18 protein-coding genes are annotated in these 17,239 nt (G+C 44.9%); 5 read left to right on the top strand and 13 right to left on the bottom strand.

The window, feature by feature from the left end; all coding sequences use genetic code 11:
• Window positions 1-26: 26 nt before the first annotated feature.
• From LDO37_RS20910 to LDO37_RS20885, 6 genes are read right to left on the bottom strand one after another with little or no spacing between them, the layout of a single operon-like run.
• Window positions 27-905 (bottom strand): DMT family transporter, encoded by an 879-nt coding sequence (locus LDO37_RS20910; RefSeq protein ID WP_126606619.1) that lies wholly within the window; start codon window positions 903-905, stop codon window positions 27-29.
• Window positions 902-2,200: an opine metallophore biosynthesis dehydrogenase gene (locus LDO37_RS20905; protein WP_126606618.1), complete on the bottom strand. Its 1,299-nt coding sequence runs from the start codon at window positions 2,198-2,200 to the stop codon at window positions 902-904. Before LDO37_RS20905 ends, LDO37_RS20910 begins: the two co-directional genes overlap by 4 nt.
• A gap of 3 nt (window positions 2,201-2,203) precedes the next feature.
• Complete coding sequence (locus tag LDO37_RS20900; protein WP_101110074.1) at window positions 2,204-2,989, bottom strand: nicotianamine synthase family protein; 786 nt, start codon at window positions 2,987-2,989, stop codon at window positions 2,204-2,206.
• Window positions 2,990-3,020: 31 nt separating this feature from the next.
• Complete coding sequence (locus LDO37_RS20895; protein ID WP_126606617.1) at window positions 3,021-3,779, bottom strand: ABC transporter ATP-binding protein; 759 nt, start codon at window positions 3,777-3,779, stop codon at window positions 3,021-3,023.
• The gene (locus LDO37_RS20890; protein ID WP_126606616.1) at window positions 3,779-4,849 is read right to left on the bottom strand and encodes a FecCD family ABC transporter permease; all 1,071 of its coding nucleotides are present in this window, start codon (window positions 4,847-4,849) and stop codon (window positions 3,779-3,781) included. The genes LDO37_RS20895 and LDO37_RS20890 overlap by 1 nt, the downstream gene beginning before the upstream one ends.
• 4 nt (window positions 4,850-4,853) lie before the next feature.
• The gene (locus LDO37_RS20885; protein WP_126606615.1) at window positions 4,854-5,963 is read right to left on the bottom strand and encodes an ABC transporter substrate-binding protein; all 1,110 of its coding nucleotides are present in this window, start codon (window positions 5,961-5,963) and stop codon (window positions 4,854-4,856) included.
• A 208-nt stretch (window positions 5,964-6,171) separates the two neighbouring features.
• Between LDO37_RS20885 and LDO37_RS20880 the strand changes: the two genes are divergently transcribed.
• Window positions 6,172-7,101 (top strand): DUF3179 domain-containing protein, encoded by a 930-nt coding sequence (locus LDO37_RS20880; protein WP_126606614.1) that lies wholly within the window; start codon window positions 6,172-6,174, stop codon window positions 7,099-7,101.
• A gap of 28 nt (window positions 7,102-7,129) precedes the next feature.
• Here the strand turns inward: LDO37_RS20880 and LDO37_RS20875 are convergent, their stop codons facing one another.
• Window positions 7,130-7,945: a class I SAM-dependent methyltransferase gene (locus LDO37_RS20875; RefSeq protein WP_126606613.1), complete on the bottom strand. Its 816-nt coding sequence runs from the start codon at window positions 7,943-7,945 to the stop codon at window positions 7,130-7,132.
• 340 nt (window positions 7,946-8,285) lie between these two features.
• Here LDO37_RS20875 and LDO37_RS20870 point away from each other — a divergent pair, with 340 nt between their 5' ends.
• The gene (locus LDO37_RS20870) at window positions 8,286-8,966 is read left to right on the top strand and encodes a Crp/Fnr family transcriptional regulator (RefSeq protein WP_126606612.1); all 681 of its coding nucleotides are present in this window, start codon (window positions 8,286-8,288) and stop codon (window positions 8,964-8,966) included.
• A 21-nt stretch (window positions 8,967-8,987) separates the two neighbouring features.
• Here the strand turns inward: LDO37_RS20870 and LDO37_RS20865 are convergent, their stop codons facing one another.
• Together LDO37_RS20865 and LDO37_RS20860 are read right to left on the bottom strand one after the other, a co-directional pair.
• Entirely contained in the window at window positions 8,988-9,611 is a 624-nt protein-coding gene (locus LDO37_RS20865; RefSeq protein ID WP_126606611.1) for a hypothetical protein, read from the bottom strand.
• Window positions 9,612-9,644: 33 nt separating this feature from the next.
• Entirely contained in the window at window positions 9,645-10,418 is a 774-nt protein-coding gene (locus LDO37_RS20860) for a ferredoxin--NADP reductase (RefSeq protein WP_224056078.1), read from the bottom strand.
• Between the two features lie 213 nt (window positions 10,419-10,631).
• Here LDO37_RS20860 and LDO37_RS20855 point away from each other — a divergent pair, with 213 nt between their 5' ends.
• Window positions 10,632-11,381 (top strand): substrate-binding periplasmic protein, encoded by a 750-nt coding sequence (locus tag LDO37_RS20855; RefSeq protein ID WP_224055800.1) that lies wholly within the window; start codon window positions 10,632-10,634, stop codon window positions 11,379-11,381.
• A gap of 7 nt (window positions 11,382-11,388) precedes the next feature.
• On the opposite strand, the gene LDO37_RS20850 is transcribed toward LDO37_RS20855, so the two are convergent.
• Genes LDO37_RS20850 through LDO37_RS20835 form a run of 4 tightly spaced genes read right to left on the bottom strand, consistent with a single transcriptional unit; the run spans window position 11,389 to window position 14,755 of the window.
• Complete coding sequence (locus tag LDO37_RS20850) at window positions 11,389-11,853, bottom strand: MarR family winged helix-turn-helix transcriptional regulator (protein ID WP_126610168.1); 465 nt, start codon at window positions 11,851-11,853, stop codon at window positions 11,389-11,391.
• A 51-nt stretch (window positions 11,854-11,904) separates the two neighbouring features.
• A complete protein-coding gene (locus tag LDO37_RS20845; RefSeq protein ID WP_126610167.1) occupies window positions 11,905-13,209 on the bottom strand; it encodes a TRAP transporter large permease in 1,305 nt (434 codons plus the stop codon).
• A complete protein-coding gene (locus LDO37_RS20840) occupies window positions 13,206-13,724 on the bottom strand; it encodes a TRAP transporter small permease (protein WP_126610166.1) in 519 nt (172 codons plus the stop codon). The genes LDO37_RS20845 and LDO37_RS20840 overlap by 4 nt, the downstream gene beginning before the upstream one ends.
• Window positions 13,724-14,755 carry a TRAP transporter substrate-binding protein gene (locus tag LDO37_RS20835; RefSeq protein WP_101110589.1) on the bottom strand — a complete coding sequence of 344 codons (1,032 nt, stop codon included), beginning with the start codon at window positions 14,753-14,755 and terminating at the stop codon, window positions 13,724-13,726. The genes LDO37_RS20840 and LDO37_RS20835 overlap by 1 nt, the downstream gene beginning before the upstream one ends.
• A 264-nt stretch (window positions 14,756-15,019) precedes the next feature.
• Here LDO37_RS20835 and LDO37_RS20830 point away from each other — a divergent pair, with 264 nt between their 5' ends.
• Together LDO37_RS20830 and LDO37_RS20825 are read left to right on the top strand one after the other, a co-directional pair.
• Window positions 15,020-16,153: a homogentisate 1,2-dioxygenase gene (locus LDO37_RS20830; RefSeq protein ID WP_126610165.1), complete on the top strand. Its 1,134-nt coding sequence runs from the start codon at window positions 15,020-15,022 to the stop codon at window positions 16,151-16,153.
• Between the two features lie 76 nt (window positions 16,154-16,229).
• The gene (locus LDO37_RS20825; protein WP_126610164.1) at window positions 16,230-17,216 is read left to right on the top strand and encodes a fumarylacetoacetate hydrolase family protein; all 987 of its coding nucleotides are present in this window, start codon (window positions 16,230-16,232) and stop codon (window positions 17,214-17,216) included.
• Window positions 17,217-17,239 lie beyond the last annotated feature (23 nt).

Genomic DNA, 17,239 nt, shown 5'->3' with positions numbered 1-17,239 from the left:
CAAATGGTTTAACAGTCAGAACCCCATTAAGAATTCGTAGGCTTAGGCATCGGGTCTGGGTTCGCTTTTTTAGGTGTGCTTTTCCAAGATAGCGCGATACAAGCGACTACAATTGTTGCCCCACCTAATGCCGTCATCCAATCTGGAATTTCTTGCCAGAAAATAACCCCCCAAAGCACATTGAAAACCAGCCCAATATAGCGAGTGACTGCAACAACGGCTGCGTTTTCGTGAGTGAATGCCTTTGTTAGGAAAATTTGCCCAATAAGAGAAACGACACCAATCGCGATCAGATACACCCACGCAATTCCTTGAGGGATCACAAACTCATCTTTCATCAAATAAGCAGAAACAAGCATGGCGGTGAAAAGGAAATAGAAGACGATTTCGTAGGTGTGATGCTTTTTACTCAGATGGCGAATGGTAATCGATGCTCCCGCGGCAAAGACGGCACTGGCTACACCAGCAAGCGCATACACATTAAAGGAGTCAAAATTAAATGGATTCACAACCAGTGCGACACCAACCAATACCGTAGGAAGCAAGATAGCGGCTTTATTCGGTAACTTTTCACCCAGTACGACGCTTGATAAAAGAATCACAAAGAAGGGAGACAGATACGCAAGTATGGCGGCGTCCGCTAATGGAATGTGAGCAATGGTATACACGAATGCCAACAAGTAAGCCGCCCCAAATAGCCCTCTTAAAACCAATAAAGGGACACCTGTTGTAGAAAACCTCACCTTTGCCTGCCACATTAATCCGAGGATCAAGACAGTACCAATCGCACTTCGAAAGAACACAATTTCCGCACTTGGAATGGTTAAACTTGCCGCTTTGATCAATGCATTCATTACACTGAAAATAAACGCTGAAAATATGGCGAGTGCCACACCTTTGTTCATAATGATGTATTTCCTTTAGTAACCCAACACAAGTTTTCCTGTGCTTGAGATTGAAGTTGTTCAACCACCGTAGCGGGCAGTTTATTGTCATGTAGCCACGACTCAAAAATATCTAAGATTCGCTCTACAGCAGGTAAACGCAGCTTAGAGTGTGTTGCTAACGCTTGAATCCAGTACAAAGTTTGTAGGTCTTCCAGCGGCACACGAGGCAGTATCAATTTTCCATCTTTCACTTCCCCTTTTGCATAAGGCACAGCGGAAAAATCAAAATATCGACCTTGCCTGTCCGGTGTTGAAAATGGGTCAATCAATATCGCTGTATAGCGGATGTATATCAGGTATTCCTGCTCAATAGGCGAGAGATTACTGAATCCATTAATTTGTTCTCGCGATATGGTTTCTTCATGGACAGGGTAATTGTCGTCATTAAGAAATTGGAGCAAATTAATGGGTGTACCTGAGTGATGTGATATCAAGGTGGATATATCCCGCCAAAGATCAACTAGCGTTTTAATGGCAGATTGAGTAACTGGACCTTCAGGGAAAAGCTTATACATGTACTTTTTGTCGCCATTTTGACTGAGAATATGCTTCAGCGAAAAAGGCGTGATGAAAAAAGCGGGATGAACATAGGCAGTGATATTTCGGCCTTCTACACTGAACGCGTTATCCATTTCAACAACATCAATCCCGACGTTGCCAAGCACATGTACAAAGGTTGACACGGCGTCACCACCTTTTTGCTTTTCATGGACATACACTCGCTTTTTTGCAGCCTTAGTGATGACTTTTACACCAGCTGTTTGCACATCATCCGTATTACCGCATACAGAGAATTTCGTCGCTGCATAGTAGTTGGAAAAAACGGTAATGTTTGGTGATAGATCTTTTGAATGGAAAAATCCATTCACTAACTGATGCCCACCAAACATTGAAGATATCAGCACTACCTGCTTAACATCGTTAAGGGCATTCTCGGGCAGCGCGAGCAATGCTTCTTTATAAGCGTGAGAAGGGGTAGCTAGAACCAGCGTATCCCAACGTCCCGTAATTGCTGTTAGATCTGGAAACACGTGATCGAATTTCACTTGCCCTGAAAGAGGCTCTAGTGAAGGCTTTGCCGCTTCACACGTGGCAACGCGACTTTGTTCAAGCAGAGCGTAGCGCTCATTCCAACGAACAGATTGTCGACTCGCAAGCGCAATCGTTTCGCAATATGAGGCGATAAGGTTTGCCGTTTGAAATGCTGCCGGACCCGCTCCAATAATTAACGTTCGTCCTAACGAGAATGACATGAGTTACTCCCTTCCCATTAAAACAGTATCGTAAACCGCTGCTTTATTTTGGATCAGTTCGGTTTGCCACCCTTCCATCAAATTTGGGTTAAATGGATAGTTGAAAGCGGACTTCAACCCATTTCCAAATCGCACCATCACTTTATGCGTGCTATCCAAATACGGTTTTAACTGGTTTAAAAGCTCCCACTTATGTTCAACCAGTGACGCCACAACAATATGCGTCGGGCGAAATGTCTCAAACTCTGTGACCAAGTCTTGGCAGCCAAATGTCGTACTCAAATTGGATGTTTTTAACTGATTTGCCATGGCAACAGCCTGCTCATCGATATCCACTCCGTGTACGATTGCACCTGTTAGCTGAGAAATAGTAAAAACAGAAAGTGGGTAGGAACCCGAACCAACAAAAAGTACTCTTGAGTCGTTTTCAATTCCTGCATTTCTTAGCTCAATTTGAGTGTTTTCAGACAACTGACACAAATAGTCGCTAACACTTAAGCTGTGATTCTGAGCACACTGAGATTGGTGCTTTTCTAGTATGCACAAGGCCTTAACTGCCGTTTCACGCAGTTTTTTCAGTTGCCTGTCATACTCTGGGTTATAACCCAATTCATCACTGATGGTTTGTTGTTTTTCCTGCAATATCCACGCACAAAGCTCATCCAGTTTCACCTGCAGTAGTGTAAAGCAGTCGCAGCTTTCTGCGCTGTATTGAGTCAATGCATGTATTTGGGATTCAAATGTAGAGATGGCTACTAATAGTTGGTAGTGCCTGTTAGTCATCGTCATAATGACATCCTTTGAAAACGTCCTAATCCGCTTATAGCGGTCGGACGGGAGTAACGTGGGTGTGACCATGAATGCAACAGCCAACATCAACTTGAACTTGATAGATTTGGCTGAGCTTTTCGGGTTCTAAAACGCAGTCTGGAGAACCGCTGTGCTGAACTTCTCCATCATTCAGCAATATCAAATGATCACAGTAACGAGCAGCAAGAGATAAATCATGGAGCACTGCTATGGTAATTGTGTTGTTTGCCAGCGTGTAATGTCGCGCGAGATCCAATACTTGCACTTGGTGTTTTAGATCCAACGCACTGGTTGGCTCGTCCAGTAAAAGGACATCAGGTTGCGAAACCAATGCTTGCGCTAGTGAAACCAACTGCTGCTGACCTCCACTGAGCTGAGAAAACGGTCGCGTGGCTATGTCAATCAAACCTAGCTCTCGCAGCATATTTTCTGCTTTTTGCTCCTGCTCTTCTGAAATGCGCCAGTTAAGCTGATGAACCAAGCCAAGTAATACCACTTCAATCACGGTCAATTGACTCGGCGATTTATTAAGCTGACAAAGATAAGAAAAAGACGTTGGGGGTAATGCGCTACCGTTTTTATCCGTTGCCGATATGTTTCCGCTGTAGGGTAATATCCCCATCACCGCCTTAAGTAGCGTGGTTTTTCCAGCGCCATTTGGCCCCAAAATCGCAGAGAACTCCCCAGCCTTAAACTGGGCATCTACTCGTTTAAGTACCTGCTTGCGGCCAACCTTAAGCGCGAGATCTTGAATCAATAACTGTTTCATTAACTAAACCTCTTGCTAACGAGTAAATACAATAGGAAAGGAACGCCCACTAGCGACGTAACAATGCCAATTGGAATAATCGTACCCGGTACAATGAGTTTCGCGACCAAAGACGACGCGCAAAGTAATAACGCCCCCATACAGGTTGCTAAAGGCAAATAGAAGCGCTGATCTTCCCCTACCAACATTCGTGCAAGGTGCGGCGCAACCAATCCTATAAACCCAATGGTGCCAACAAACGAAACAGCACCCGCAGTCAGCAGCGAACAAAGCAAGAACATTTGTAGGCGCAATCGGCGAGTATTAATGCCCAATGCTTGAGCGCGCTCTTCTCCTGAAGACAAAGCCGTTAACGCCCACACTTTTGGTAAAGCAATCGCCAAGCCTGCCAACAATATTGCGCCAGACACAAAGAATGACAGCCAGCTCGCTTTAAGTAGGCTACCAAACAACCAGAACACGATTTGCTGTAACACTTCAGGTGAGGCTAAATACTGAACCAATGACTGCAAAGCTTGGAAGAAAAACAGCACCACAATACCCGCAAGAATCAGTACTTTGGCATCCATGTTACGGCTGCGACCAATCGTGTAAATAGCCATACTGGCTAAGCCTGATGACACAAATGCCGCAAATGGCACACCGAGCCAATGCAGTCCAAAAATAGAAAAGCCAGTGAGCAGTGCCAGTGCCGCACCAAATCCTGCTGCCGCCGAAATGCCTAGTGTATAGGGGCTCGCCAGCGGGTTGGCGAGCAACGTTTGCATAAGTCCCCCAGCCAAGCCTAGAGAGGCTCCAACAACGATACACGTCAGCGTAACGGGCAGCCTAAGCTGCCACACAATAGTTGTTGATAGACTGTCTCCCGACGGTCCACCAACAAGCGCTTCGATCACCTGATCAACACCCAGCCAAGAAGATCCTGTACCAATATCAAATAGAACAGAAATACTCATCGCCACAACCGTTGCAAGCAGCACTTTCAAACGGCGCTTTTGCAACTGCTGGTAAATGCCAGGACGTTTATCAGAAACGTTTGAAGGCAATGGCGATTTGACTGCTTCGCTCATGACATTAGCCTTCTACTTTGATCATGAAAGTACCGTCCAGTTTCTGCGGCATGTAATTGTCGAAGAAAGATTGGTGAGACTTAACAGGGTCAATGTCTTTAAACGCTTCTGGGTAAATTGACTTCGCCAAATACTGCAAGAAAACATGATCGTAAATCGTACGTGTTCCGGAATGGTACATGCCGTAAACATCACCATTTTTCACTGCAGTTAGCTGCTTCCAACCCGCTCTTTCTAGATATGGGCGGTAACGTGATTGGGCTTCTTGCGCCGTAGTGCCAAAGCCGAGTAAAGCGCTGTCGCTGTATTTCGCCCAGTGCGCACCTGAAACAAAAATAACTTCTGGGTTTTTGCTCAATACGTATTCTGGCGTTAGGTGTGCAGAGCCTTTGAATTTACCGTTAGCAATGTTATCAGCACCCGCCATGTTCAGGATATTCCCCCACATCGCGTTCGAGTATGATTTACCGTACTCGTTTGGACCACCGGTACCAATTTCTACATAAACACGGCGTGGCTCGTTACTTTTCAGATACTTTGCAACGCGGTTTTGTACATCTTTGACGGTATTTTCATACTCAGTAGCGATGGCTTCGGCGCGCTCTTCTGTACCCATTACTTTGCCAATAACACGCGCGCTGGTGACGTGCTTTTCAAGTGTCTGAGCGTTGAAATCAACGACCACAACTTTGATGCCGCTTTTTTCCAGAATCTCAACTTTGTCGCCAAGTGATTTATACTGCCACGCAGCTACTAAAGCGACATCTGGCTTAGTCGCTAGTAATTTTTCAAAATCAAAGGTTCCCGTATAAATGGATCCTGAATCTGTAATGGTTTCGATCTCTGGGATGATTTTGCTGTACGTTTCCCACTGAGATAAACGGTAGTCTTTCCATGAGTGGCGAGGGAAAATGGACACTTTCTTGTAAGCATCTGGTCCCGCAATTGCCAAGTAGTCTTCAAAATAAAAACCGAGGAATATACTTTCGGCTGGTTTTTCAAGGTGAACATCACGGCCAATCACATCTTTAAAGTGAATATCTGCCACCGCACTGCTCATGCTGCCAATTGCAACCGACAGCACACCTATAGCCTTTAACAAACGTCTTTTCATTATTATTCTCCAAAGCGTTTTTTTGATTAATTTTTTACCGAGTCAGCTTTTTTAATTAGCTTTTACTGATTAAACTGTAACTGTATAACATCACAATGGCGGGCAAAATAATCGAATTGAGAGTAATTATCAATAGGAAAAATCACGAAATTTCACCGTCATTTGTACGGTCTATCTAGTTTGATGAAATAGCGTAAAGGATACGGTTATGAGGCTTTATAGACGTAATGGATTGTTATATACATGCTTGTTATTGTTAAGTTTTCAAGCATATTCCCTTTCATTGAATGGCTTTGAGTTAGCCGGAGCAACTATTGATTCCAGTGAGATTCTGCACGGGGGACCGCCACGGGATGGAATACCGTCAATCGATCAACCAAAATTCATCCCTGCGAGCAAAGTCGACTATTTACAAAAAGATGACATTGTCATAGGTGTGGAAGTGAATGGCGTTGCCAGAGCGTATCCAACGCGGATTTTGGTTTGGCACGAGATCGTTAACGATCGCATCAAGAACACACCATTTACCGTCACTTACTGCCCACTTTGTGGAACTGGCATGGTGTTCGATGCACGAGTAGATGGTAAGGCTAAAACGTTTGGTGTGTCTGGATTGCTCTATCGAAGTGACGTCCTCATGTACGACAGAGAAACTGAATCGCTATGGACGCAACTCGGTCTCACTTCCGTCAGTGGTTTAGAGACTGGAAAGCGCTTAACTTGGATGCCTTCAAAACACATGACGTGGAACGCATGGCAAGCAGCCAACCCAAATGGCGAAGTACTATCTCTAGATACGGGATACAAACGAGACTATTTTGGTCAGGCATATGCGCGATATTTTGCGTCGGACGCGCCGATGTTTCCAGTACCAGAAAACAGGAATGAGCTACCTCAAAAGGACTGGGTGGTAGGTGTCATTGTCGATGGAAAAGCCAAGGCGTACCCAGTTTCTGAGCTCGAAGGAAACCCTCATTTTGAAGATACGATAGGCTCGAAAAAATTAACCGTGAGTTACCAAAAAGACGCAAGACACCCTCAGGTGAAAGACGAAAATGGCGAACTTGTCCCATCAGTGATGGTGTTTTGGTTTGCATGGCAAGCTTTTTACCCAGAGACCGAACTTTACGACGGGTGATATACCCAAGTAGCCCGTTTCTTTTTTACTAAACGTTTTCGTAACTCCGCTTTTCCGCAACCAAGCTAATGGCACCGAGGTGTTTTCGGTGCTTGCGGAAAACTTTTCTCATCCCAATCACACGGGTGCGTGCTTCTCTGTCAATGAGTAGGTTTTTAACCACCCTCAAGAAACCTAAAAAGCCTTCATCATCCACCATTCTTTTGGGTTCTAGTAAGTGCATAGGTGCGAGATGAGTGGTTTGTACTTCAAACCCATTTTGTTGTAAGTGTGTAGCCCATTCACTTGGGGTTATAGGCTTTGCCGGTGCTTGAATCGCTAGCGCGATATCCTTTTGGATTTGGCGTTTTATCTTCTCGTCAATATCATCAGGGACGATACACAGCTCATGAATGCCATAGCGACCACCCACTTTCAAAATACGTGATGCCTCACCAATAATATCGGCTTTTTTTACCTCCGGCTGCATAGTAAGCATCGCTTCACCATACACAACCGATGCCGTTGCTTCCTCTAACCCCGTTTCCTGAGCATTTCCAACAACACAAGTCTGACTCTCAGAGTTTAAATACTGACGAACGATGTTAGCGGCTTGTTCATTTTGCTCAATTGCAGTGTAGGTTAAAGGCGATCTCGCCAAGCAAAGCTGTGCAGTGAACCCCATACCTGGCGCAAACTCCACCACAGAATCTTGCTCATCTATTTTCAGTGCATGGATCATTTTTTCGGTTAACGCCTTTCCACCGGGTCGCAAGACTTTCTTACCTAACCTTGCTAGAACCCAATGCCCAGGCATTTTAGCAACCGATCTATTTTCACCCGGCATAGCCTTATTATCTGACATACTATTCTCCAAGTGTTGCTGGTCTCTAAGTGCTACTGGTCTCTATGTATTGCTGGTATATGTTGGTCTTTCTAGGCTCAATTGTTTAAAAGGCACACAGACCCTAAGCAAAAACTATGATAGAAATAAGCATAAATCCGAAGGTTACGCTGGCAATCCACTGAAATGCGGGGCTTCGTCCGTCCATAACGACGTCTCCTAGTTTGCAACCTACTCACAAGCATTTTTTCAGGCACACAGTTTTGCTGATTGATGCTCGTGTAGGTAATGATTCTTATTTACATGATAAAGTTACTAAAGAATTTCAGCGCTTGACCATTATCAAGATGAGGAAGTATTGATGAAGGAATCCATAATCTCTTTGCTTAATGAGGAAGAAAAAGCACAGCTTCTATCTTGTAGAGTAGAAAAACATTACCCCTCAGGGAAAAATCTATTTCACCGAGGTGACCCTGCTACACACATGTATCGTGTAGAAAAAGGCAAGGTGTCGTTGTTTCGATTGATGCCAAATGGCGATGAAAAGCTGTTCAAAGTTTTTATGTCTGGTGGGTGGATTGCGGAAATGGCCATGTTCATGGAGCCAAGAACTTACCCGATGAGTGCTCGCTTGGATCAAGATTCTACCCTATCGCGATTTCACCATTCAGATGTTTCTCGAATCTTTAGTAGCACACCGGAAATATCCATTCGAACCATGCAATTCATGGGAAATCGAATACATCAATTGATGAATACGGTGGATATCCTGACCCAAGTCAGTGCACCTCAACGGTTAGTCATGAAATTGGCAGAGGTGTACCGCCAAGAAGCCGAAAAATACGATGGTAAAGTCCCTCTTCCGGTTTCTAAAAAGTTGATGGCAACTCAATTGGGTATGACACCGGAAACGTTATCCAGAACCTTAACTCGGTTAAAAGAGAGTGGGTTAATTAAAGAAACTGGTCACTGGATTGAGATTAATAGCATCCCAGAGCTCTGCGAGCAGGTTGATTTGTCACCCGATATTTTCGCTCGCTAATCCGGACGCTTTCACTTATGGCTATTCGGGAGACATCGTCATCATGAGAAACCCACAAAACGCTGCATTATTTGGGGAAAGATCTTGGCTAACGTGTTTGCGCATTTCTAAAATTTGCGCGCGATACTCTTGATAAAAAGCCCATGTCGGTGACGGTTTGTATTCAAGGTTGTTCAATTCAAAAAACTTGATCACCCCTTTGGCTGTTGTCGGTTTAACGAAAACTTCGTCTAACGGGGCATAATAGTTAGGGAGAATGGTGACTAGAGACCACTTAGCTAATTTCGCTGGTCGCAGTAAATCAAGCATGGTGTTGAATCCGTACTCTTGGTCGCCATGCAACATATCTTTTAAGGAGTAAGCTAACCCTTCCCTTTCCTGATGCGTCATACCTTTTACATAATCACGGAATTTAGGCTTTTCAAACATAGAAACCATCGACGATCGGCTGACCAGTTTCGTCATCATCTCTGCCGCACCTTGCGCATCCGTGAACTTCTCTTCACTGAATGCGTCTTGGGTCTGAGTGATCATTTGATCCATCTTGTGCTTTTTACCGATCTCGATCATTTCAGGGCTATTAAATCCACCCGGTACTCGAATTAAGAAATCTTCTTCAGCAGCTTTTAACCGATTAATGTTCATACGCTATCCTTAGCCACATTCTACAACGTTGGCTTACCAGTAATTTTCAAAACTAAAATGCCCGGGCTTACGGCGCAAGTGTTTATCAAAGCCCAGTTTTTTCAAAGTTTCTTGCGTATCTTTAACCATTGCTGGGTTACCACACAGATAAAAGAAACTCTTATTAGAATCCAAATTCAGCCCAGTTATTTCAAGCAACTCACCATTTAAAAGCAATTCAGGAATTCGACCTTTGAGCGCATTTGGGTTGTCTTCACGCGACACCACAGGCACATATTGGAATTTAGATTGATACCTTTCTTGGTACGAGGTGATTTTTTCTTGATAAATGAGTTCTTGCGACGTTCTTACGGCATGCACCAGCACAACTTTGTCGAACTTTTCGAAAGATTCATGTTCTTCCAGCATGGCTAAAAATGGCCCTACAGCGGTTCCTGTAGAAAGAAACCATAGCTCCTTGGCATACTCTGGGATTTCATCAATAACCATAAACCCAGATGGCTGCTTACCTACGTAGACGGAATCGCCAACTTGCAACTCGTGAAGTTTAGGGGAAAGTTGACCATCGGAATCTGAAATGATCAGAAACTCCAAAAAATCGGGACCTTGCGATTGATTGGGAGAATTGACCATCGAATAGGCTCGACGTACCCAGTCATCGTCATCAACCTTTAAACCTAACTTGGTAAACTGACCTGCGGTATACGGCTCAATTTTCGCATTCACTTGAATCGTGAAGACGTTTTCCGTCCAATCAATGCGTTGAGTAACCTCACCTCTTGTTAGTCCGTGCGGAACATCTTGCATTCACACCTCCCAGTATGGTGTTTATTCAACCTCAGCTTTGGATAAGAAACAGCATAGCTCATTGAATTCACTGAAAGCTGAACTTTATGCGCTTTCTATTCAGAGGTTATTGATACATTAGATTTACCTTTACCTCCTGTAAAACGCAAGTTAGTTTTTCTCTCACTTCTGTTAAGAGCTCTATACTTAAAAAAACAAATAACGAAGTTGGCAATGAAAATCATGATACGTTTACTCCCTATCTTATTCATACTCATGTCTTTTAACGTTCAGTCCCGAACCATCAATATGGTCACCGTAGACTGGGCTCCGTTCTACAGTTCTGAGCTAGAAAAAAATGGCGTTGTCACAGCCATTGTCCAAGAAGCGCTTCGACGTTCTGATCTCGAAAGCACAATTCGGTTTATTCCATGGAAACGTGCATTAGTTTTAGTGGAGAACGGGGAATACGATGCCGTCATGGGAGGGTATTACACAGATGCTCGCGCAGAGAAATATTTGTATAGCGACCCAATATTTGATGTTGATGTGGGGCTAGTGGCTTTAAAAGAACTCGGTTTTAGCCGCTATGATTCGTTGCAAGATCTGACGCCATATCGAATTGGTGTAAGCCTAGGCTGGGCAAATGGAAAAGAGTTTGATGAAGCGGATTACTTAACCAAAGAGGAAGCATCGAATCAAATACTCAACGTTAGGAAGCTCTTTCGCCAACGCGTTGACATGATTGCCATTTCTTTTGCCGTATTTCAATACGAGACCAATTCTTTAAATCACAGCAAGTTAGAGGATGTCGTCTATATTCAGCCTCCTCTTAGTAAATCATCACTCTACTTGCTGGTATCCAAAAACATTCTTGATGGACACGACGTCGTGCATGCATTCAACAGAGGCTTGAATCAAATGAGAAAAGACGGAACATACAATCGCTTACTAAAAGAATTTAACTTGAATGGATACCAATAGCGGTGTGTTATTCACCCGAGTGCTTTTGATAAACAACGTCTGTCGATTGTTTCAACGCATCCAATGCTCGAAATAGGTCACGGTATTGAGAGCCTGTTAGCCCATCAAGAATTTCCGACTCCCATTGTAGCACTCGCGGGATCATCTTTTCATATAGCCGACGACCTTCTTCGGTCAGTTGGATGTGCGTTGCCCTTTGATCGCTCTCGGTTTTCTCTCGCTGAATCAGCCCTTTCTCTTCCAATTTAGAAAGCGTTCGTGACACCTTTACTTTGTCTAGATTCGTAACATCAGATAGGTCACGAGCAATCACGTCTTCACGTGCACCAAGGTTAGCAAGTATTCGCCATTCAGGACGTGTAATACCGAATTCCTTTTGGTACAACTCGGCCAAACTGTCGGCTACTTGCTCAGCAGTTCTAACCAATTTATAAGGAAGAAAGTCTTCCAGTGAAAACGTAAATTGCTCCATGTCCTTTGTTACCTTTACCTTTTTAATAATCGAGCTGGGTCTGCTTACTGGCTACCCACCATACAACCAATTGGGTAGTGCTAAAGACAAAGCTGGGATAAGTGCGATAAGCACTAGCCTAATCATGTCTGCCGTCCAAAACGGTACAATACCGCGAAAGATGGTTTTGGTCTTTATGTCTTTCATCACGCCAGATAATACAAACACATTCATTCCCACTGGGGGCGTTATCAAGCTGATTTCTGTGACCACCACCACCAGAATGCCAAACCATACTAAATCAAAGCCTAAACTTTGCACTAATGGGAAGAAAATAGGCACAGTCAGTAAGAGCATCGACATACTTTCAAAGATACACCCCAGTAGAATGTAAATAAGTAAAATCACTGCCAACACCATAAATGGCGTCATATCCATACTGGTGACAAAAGATAACAGCGCATCCGTAAACCCTGCACGATTGATGAAGTTGGAAAATATCAAAGCAGAGATCACCACACTGAACAGAACAGCTGTCGTTTTCGCCGAATCCAGCAACACTTCATGCAGCACTTTTACTGTAAGCTGCTTCTTCAAACCAGCAATGACTAGCGCCCCTGCTGCACCAATCCCAGCGGCTTCCGTTGGCGTAAAGATACCCGCGTAAATTCCCCCCATTACCAGTACAAACAGCGCAATAGTGGAAACAACCCCCTTCAAGGCGCCCCATCGCTCTTTCCAAGGCATTTTCTCCATTGGAGGCGCGGAACTAGGGTTGCGGTGTACTGCCCACCTAACGGCCGCCAAATAAAGTACAACACCAAGTAGCCCTGGGACCAAGCCGGCTGCAAAAAGTTCTCGGATACTGGTTTCTGTCAGTAGCCCATACACCACCAGCATCACGCTTGGAGGGATTAGGATTCCAAGAGTGCCACCTGCGGCTATGGATGCCGCTGCTAGGCTATCTTTATAGCCATATTTACGCATGGGAGGCATCGCCACTTTGGACATCGTCGCAGCAGTTGCAAGGCTCGAACCACAAATGGCAGAAAACCCACCGCACGCCAGAATGGTCGCCATCGATAAGCCACCTTTGCGGTGCCCAACGAACGCGTTACTGGCGGCATACAACTCCTGCGATAAACCAGCACGATTAACCAAGTTACCCATCAAGACAAAGAGGGGAATGACCGACAAACTGTAGTCTTGCCCCGTATCGATGATTCTTCGAGCCGCCATGGATAATGTTGCCGTCCAGTTGTAATCAACAAGCGCACCAAACCCCACAAACCCGACGATCCCCATCGCATACGCCAGAGGTATTCTAAGCAGCACTAAAGCAAGCAATGCTGCAAAACCAATCAAAGTTACCGTCATGATTGCTCTGCCTCCGTTTCATTGCCGTACATGGGTCCCTTTTTAGCAAGATACAAAACCGCTAATAACAGAGTCATTACCATTGAAAGCCAGCCCGTCACGGAAATAAAGTACATCACGTAGCCCAGTGGAATCGCCAGAATATCGGTTTCTTCTTCGTACGAAAGCGAACGTGTTCCGAGCCCCCACACTTTCCACGCAACCAATCCAAGTGCAAAAGCACAGCCTAAGCTAATCACAAATTGGCGTAAGCTCACCATGGCTTTAGGAAACCAGTCATCAAGCAGATCGACGCAGATATGCTCTTCATTCCATGTTATTAAAGGAAATGCCGCGAACACTACCATTGCTAGCATGATCTCCACTAATTCAACACCACCGGGTAAAGGCGCATTAAAAAAGTAACGACCCACCACATCAATAACGGTTATTACCAACATCAGTAACAACGCCACTGATGCCAGTACCTCCAAACACCGGCGAATCCCGCCCGCGAAGTTGAAGACCAGATTCATTACTCTGCTCCTAGCGCTTTCACTTGATCGCGATAGTAAGCCAGCGCGCCTTCAGGATCGGAGATACGACGTTTTTTGGCTTTCTTCAACCATGCTTTTTCCAAACCTTGAGCGTAAGCCTTCGCTTGCTCTATCATGGCTGGAGACGCTTCTTGTATATTGCCATTTTTAGCCAAGGTATCTTCTACACCTGCTTTATCGGCTTGATCCATCATTTGACCAAACAAGCGAGAAAGCTTTTCTCCAGATACTGACAAAACAGCTTGGCGATCTTCATCGGACAAACCATCCAACGTATCGGGGTTCATCAAAATACTGAAACTGCCGCGATATAAGCCGCCAGGGAATGTCACAACATTTGGCGCGACTTCATTAAGACGAAAACTCTTTAATGTCTCCAGTGTGAAAAAGGCACCATCCACAACACCTTGTGACAGAGCTTCATACACTTTAGTGGGTGGCAGAGCGACAGGCGCAACCCCCATGTTTTTACCAATCGTCGACATCACATCACCTGCAATGCGCATTTTCTTGCCTTTTAAGTCCTCGAAAGAGTCGACTTTTTTGCGTGTAATGATAGAACCGGGACCGTGAACACCCACACCAAGGACGACTAATCCTTTGTGTTCTTTTCCTTTTTTAAGGTATTTATCGAATACGCGCCAATAGGCGATTGATGCGTCTTCCGAGGATAATGTGTTATCAAACGTAGGGATCTCAGGTAGCTTGGTCAGTTCGAATCGACCCGGTTTGAACCCGTGGAAAAACCAAGTTACATCGCCGATGCCGTCAGCAATCATATCGGCTTGTGCCGGTGGCGGACCCATATTGTATTCCACTTTGATTTTTACTCGCCCATCCGTTGCTTCATTCACCCACTGACCCCAAGTCGGCCAAACAACCTTGTTGATACCATGATTTGGTGATGCCCACGAACTCACAAGCAGTGTTTTTTCAGCAGCAATTGAAGGAAAAGACGTACTTGCACACACCATTGCTAGCGTGCCAGCAACCCAGTTTAACTTCCTCATGTCGAACTCCATTTGGTTTCTTTTGTAATTGTATTTTTAGTGCCAGTCATTCCTTTATTTAATGATAAAACCATTCGGTCAAATCATGACCAGCCATAAAAATAAATCACACAGAAGTATCAAATGCAACAAAAAAGTAACTATATTGATAATTAAATGTTGCATTTACTGCATTCGTTTGGCTAACATATCTTTAATTTAGTTTCATTTGCAACTATTAACCAAAGACAGAACATATTAACGAGACAAGCCAAGGAGATGGTTATGCGTAAATGGTTTTCTTTTCCACTGAAAGAGGGAGAAACCTCAGTTCAGGCACACTGCGACTTACCCAGTAATGCATTTGAACGAGAAGTAGGGAAAGAGGGTTTTTTCGGTCCTGCGACTCATATGTATCACGAGCATGCACCTACAGGCTGGAGTGAGTGGGAAGGCGATTTACGCCCACACGCCTTCGACACCAATAAAGTTGAAGCTGATGAATCGTGCCCGCTATCTGCTCCGTGCCTACTGAAAAATGGCAATGTACAAGTCAGAATTTGGCGAACCAGTACCAATATGCAACATTTGGTTCGAAACGGTGACGGTGATGAATGCCTATTTATCCATCAGGGTTCAGGCTCGCTGTATTGTGACTATGGACACATGACCTTTAGTGAAGGCGATTATTTGGTTATCCCCCGCTCTACTTCTTGGCGCATAGAAACCAACGAGCAAGTGGTTATGTTGATGATAGAAGCGACCAACAGTTCATACATGAGTGCCGAACGCGGAATACTCGGAGAGCACGCCATCTTTGATCCTGCAGTTCTGGTTCATCCCAAAATTGATGACGCTTTTAACCAACAAAAAAGTACAAGTGAACAATGGAAAGTTCGCATCAAAAGCCGCAATCGCCTTAACAACGTGACTTACCCTTTCAATCCGCTAGATGCCGTCGGTTGGAAAGGCAACCTAACAGTTTTCCGCTTAAACTGGCGAGACATTCGCCCACTCATGAGCCATCGTTATCACTTGCCACCATCCGCTCATATCACTTTTGTGGCCGATGGATTTGTCATCTGTACCTTCGTTCCGCGTCCGATTGAATCGGATCCCGGTGCCCTTAAAGTGCCGTTCTATCACAATAACGATGACTACGATGAAGTGTTGTTTTACCACAAAGGCAACTTTTTCAGCCGAGACAACATTGATGCAGGCATGATCACGCTTCACCCTTGCGGATTTCCACATGGACCGCACCCTAAAGCGCTCGCTGCAAGCCAAGCAAATCCTAAAAAAGAAACCGATGAAGTTGCTGTCATGATTGACACCCGAGCGCCTTTAGACATAACGGAAGCGGCGGCGTCTGTCGAAAACCCAGACTATGTGTACTCATGGCGCACACCTGCAAAGTAGGGTACATCAACAACATAGCTCGTATTGGACTGTAAGATTTCAAAAATACTCATAATAAATTATAGGAGAACACTGGATGAAACTGGCATCACTCAAGCATGGAAGAGACGGCGATCTTATCGTCGTTTCGCGCGATCTATCTCAAGCAACGTTAGCGACCGACATTGCCCCAACTCTCCAGCACGCGTTGGATAACTGGGCAGATACCTCTGAACAACTCGAAGTACGCTACCAAGCGTTAAACGCTGGAAACGTGAATACCACCTTCCCATTCAACCCTGAAGATTGCGCTTCGCCTCTTCCTCGCGCTTACCAGTGGGCAGACGGCAGCGCCTACGTGAACCACGTTGAACTGGTTCGAAAAGCAAGGGGAGCAACCATGCCCGAGAGTTTCTGGACCGACCCGTTGATGTACCAAGGCATGTCCGACGGGTTCCTAGGGCCGAGAGACGATATCGAATTAGCCGACGACAAATGGGGCTGTGACTTTGAGGGCGAAATTGCCGTTATTACTGGTGATGTTCCAATGAGTACACAGCCTGAAAACGCAGAACAACACATCAAACTGCTGATGCTGGTCAACGACGTTTCGTTACGTAACCTTATTCCTAGCGAATTAGCCAAAGGGTTTGGGTTCTTCCAATCAAAGCCAGCTTCTGCTTTTTCTCCCGTAGCAATCACGCCAGATGAACTGGATACAGCTTGGAATGACGGTAAGGTACACCTTCCGCTTCATGTTCATCTCAATGGGGAAAAGTTTGGATCGCCAGAAGCAGGTGTCGACATGACGTTTAACTTCCACCAGTTGGTCGCGCACGTAGCAAAAAGTCGCCACCTCGCAGCAGGGACCATCATTGGTTCGGGTACAGTTTCCAACATCGATCGTAGTAAAGGTTCATGCTGCTTGGCCGAAAAGCGCATGCTTGAAATCATCGACTCTGGTGAACCTTTAACGCCGTTTATGACCTACGGCGATAGAGTAGAAATTGAAATGTTTGATAAAGAGGGTAACTCTTTGTTCGGTAAGATCGACCAAACAGTTACTCAATATCAATTGGATTAAATATGGGTTGAGTGGCTTATAGG

It is taken from the genome of Vibrio penaeicida, from assembly GCF_019977755.1.
In the GTDB taxonomy this organism is placed as follows: Bacteria; Pseudomonadota; Gammaproteobacteria; order Enterobacterales; family Vibrionaceae; genus Vibrio; species Vibrio penaeicida.
The sequence above is the reverse complement of the archived record's forward strand: the minus strand, read 5'-3'. Positions and strand labels throughout refer to the sequence as shown.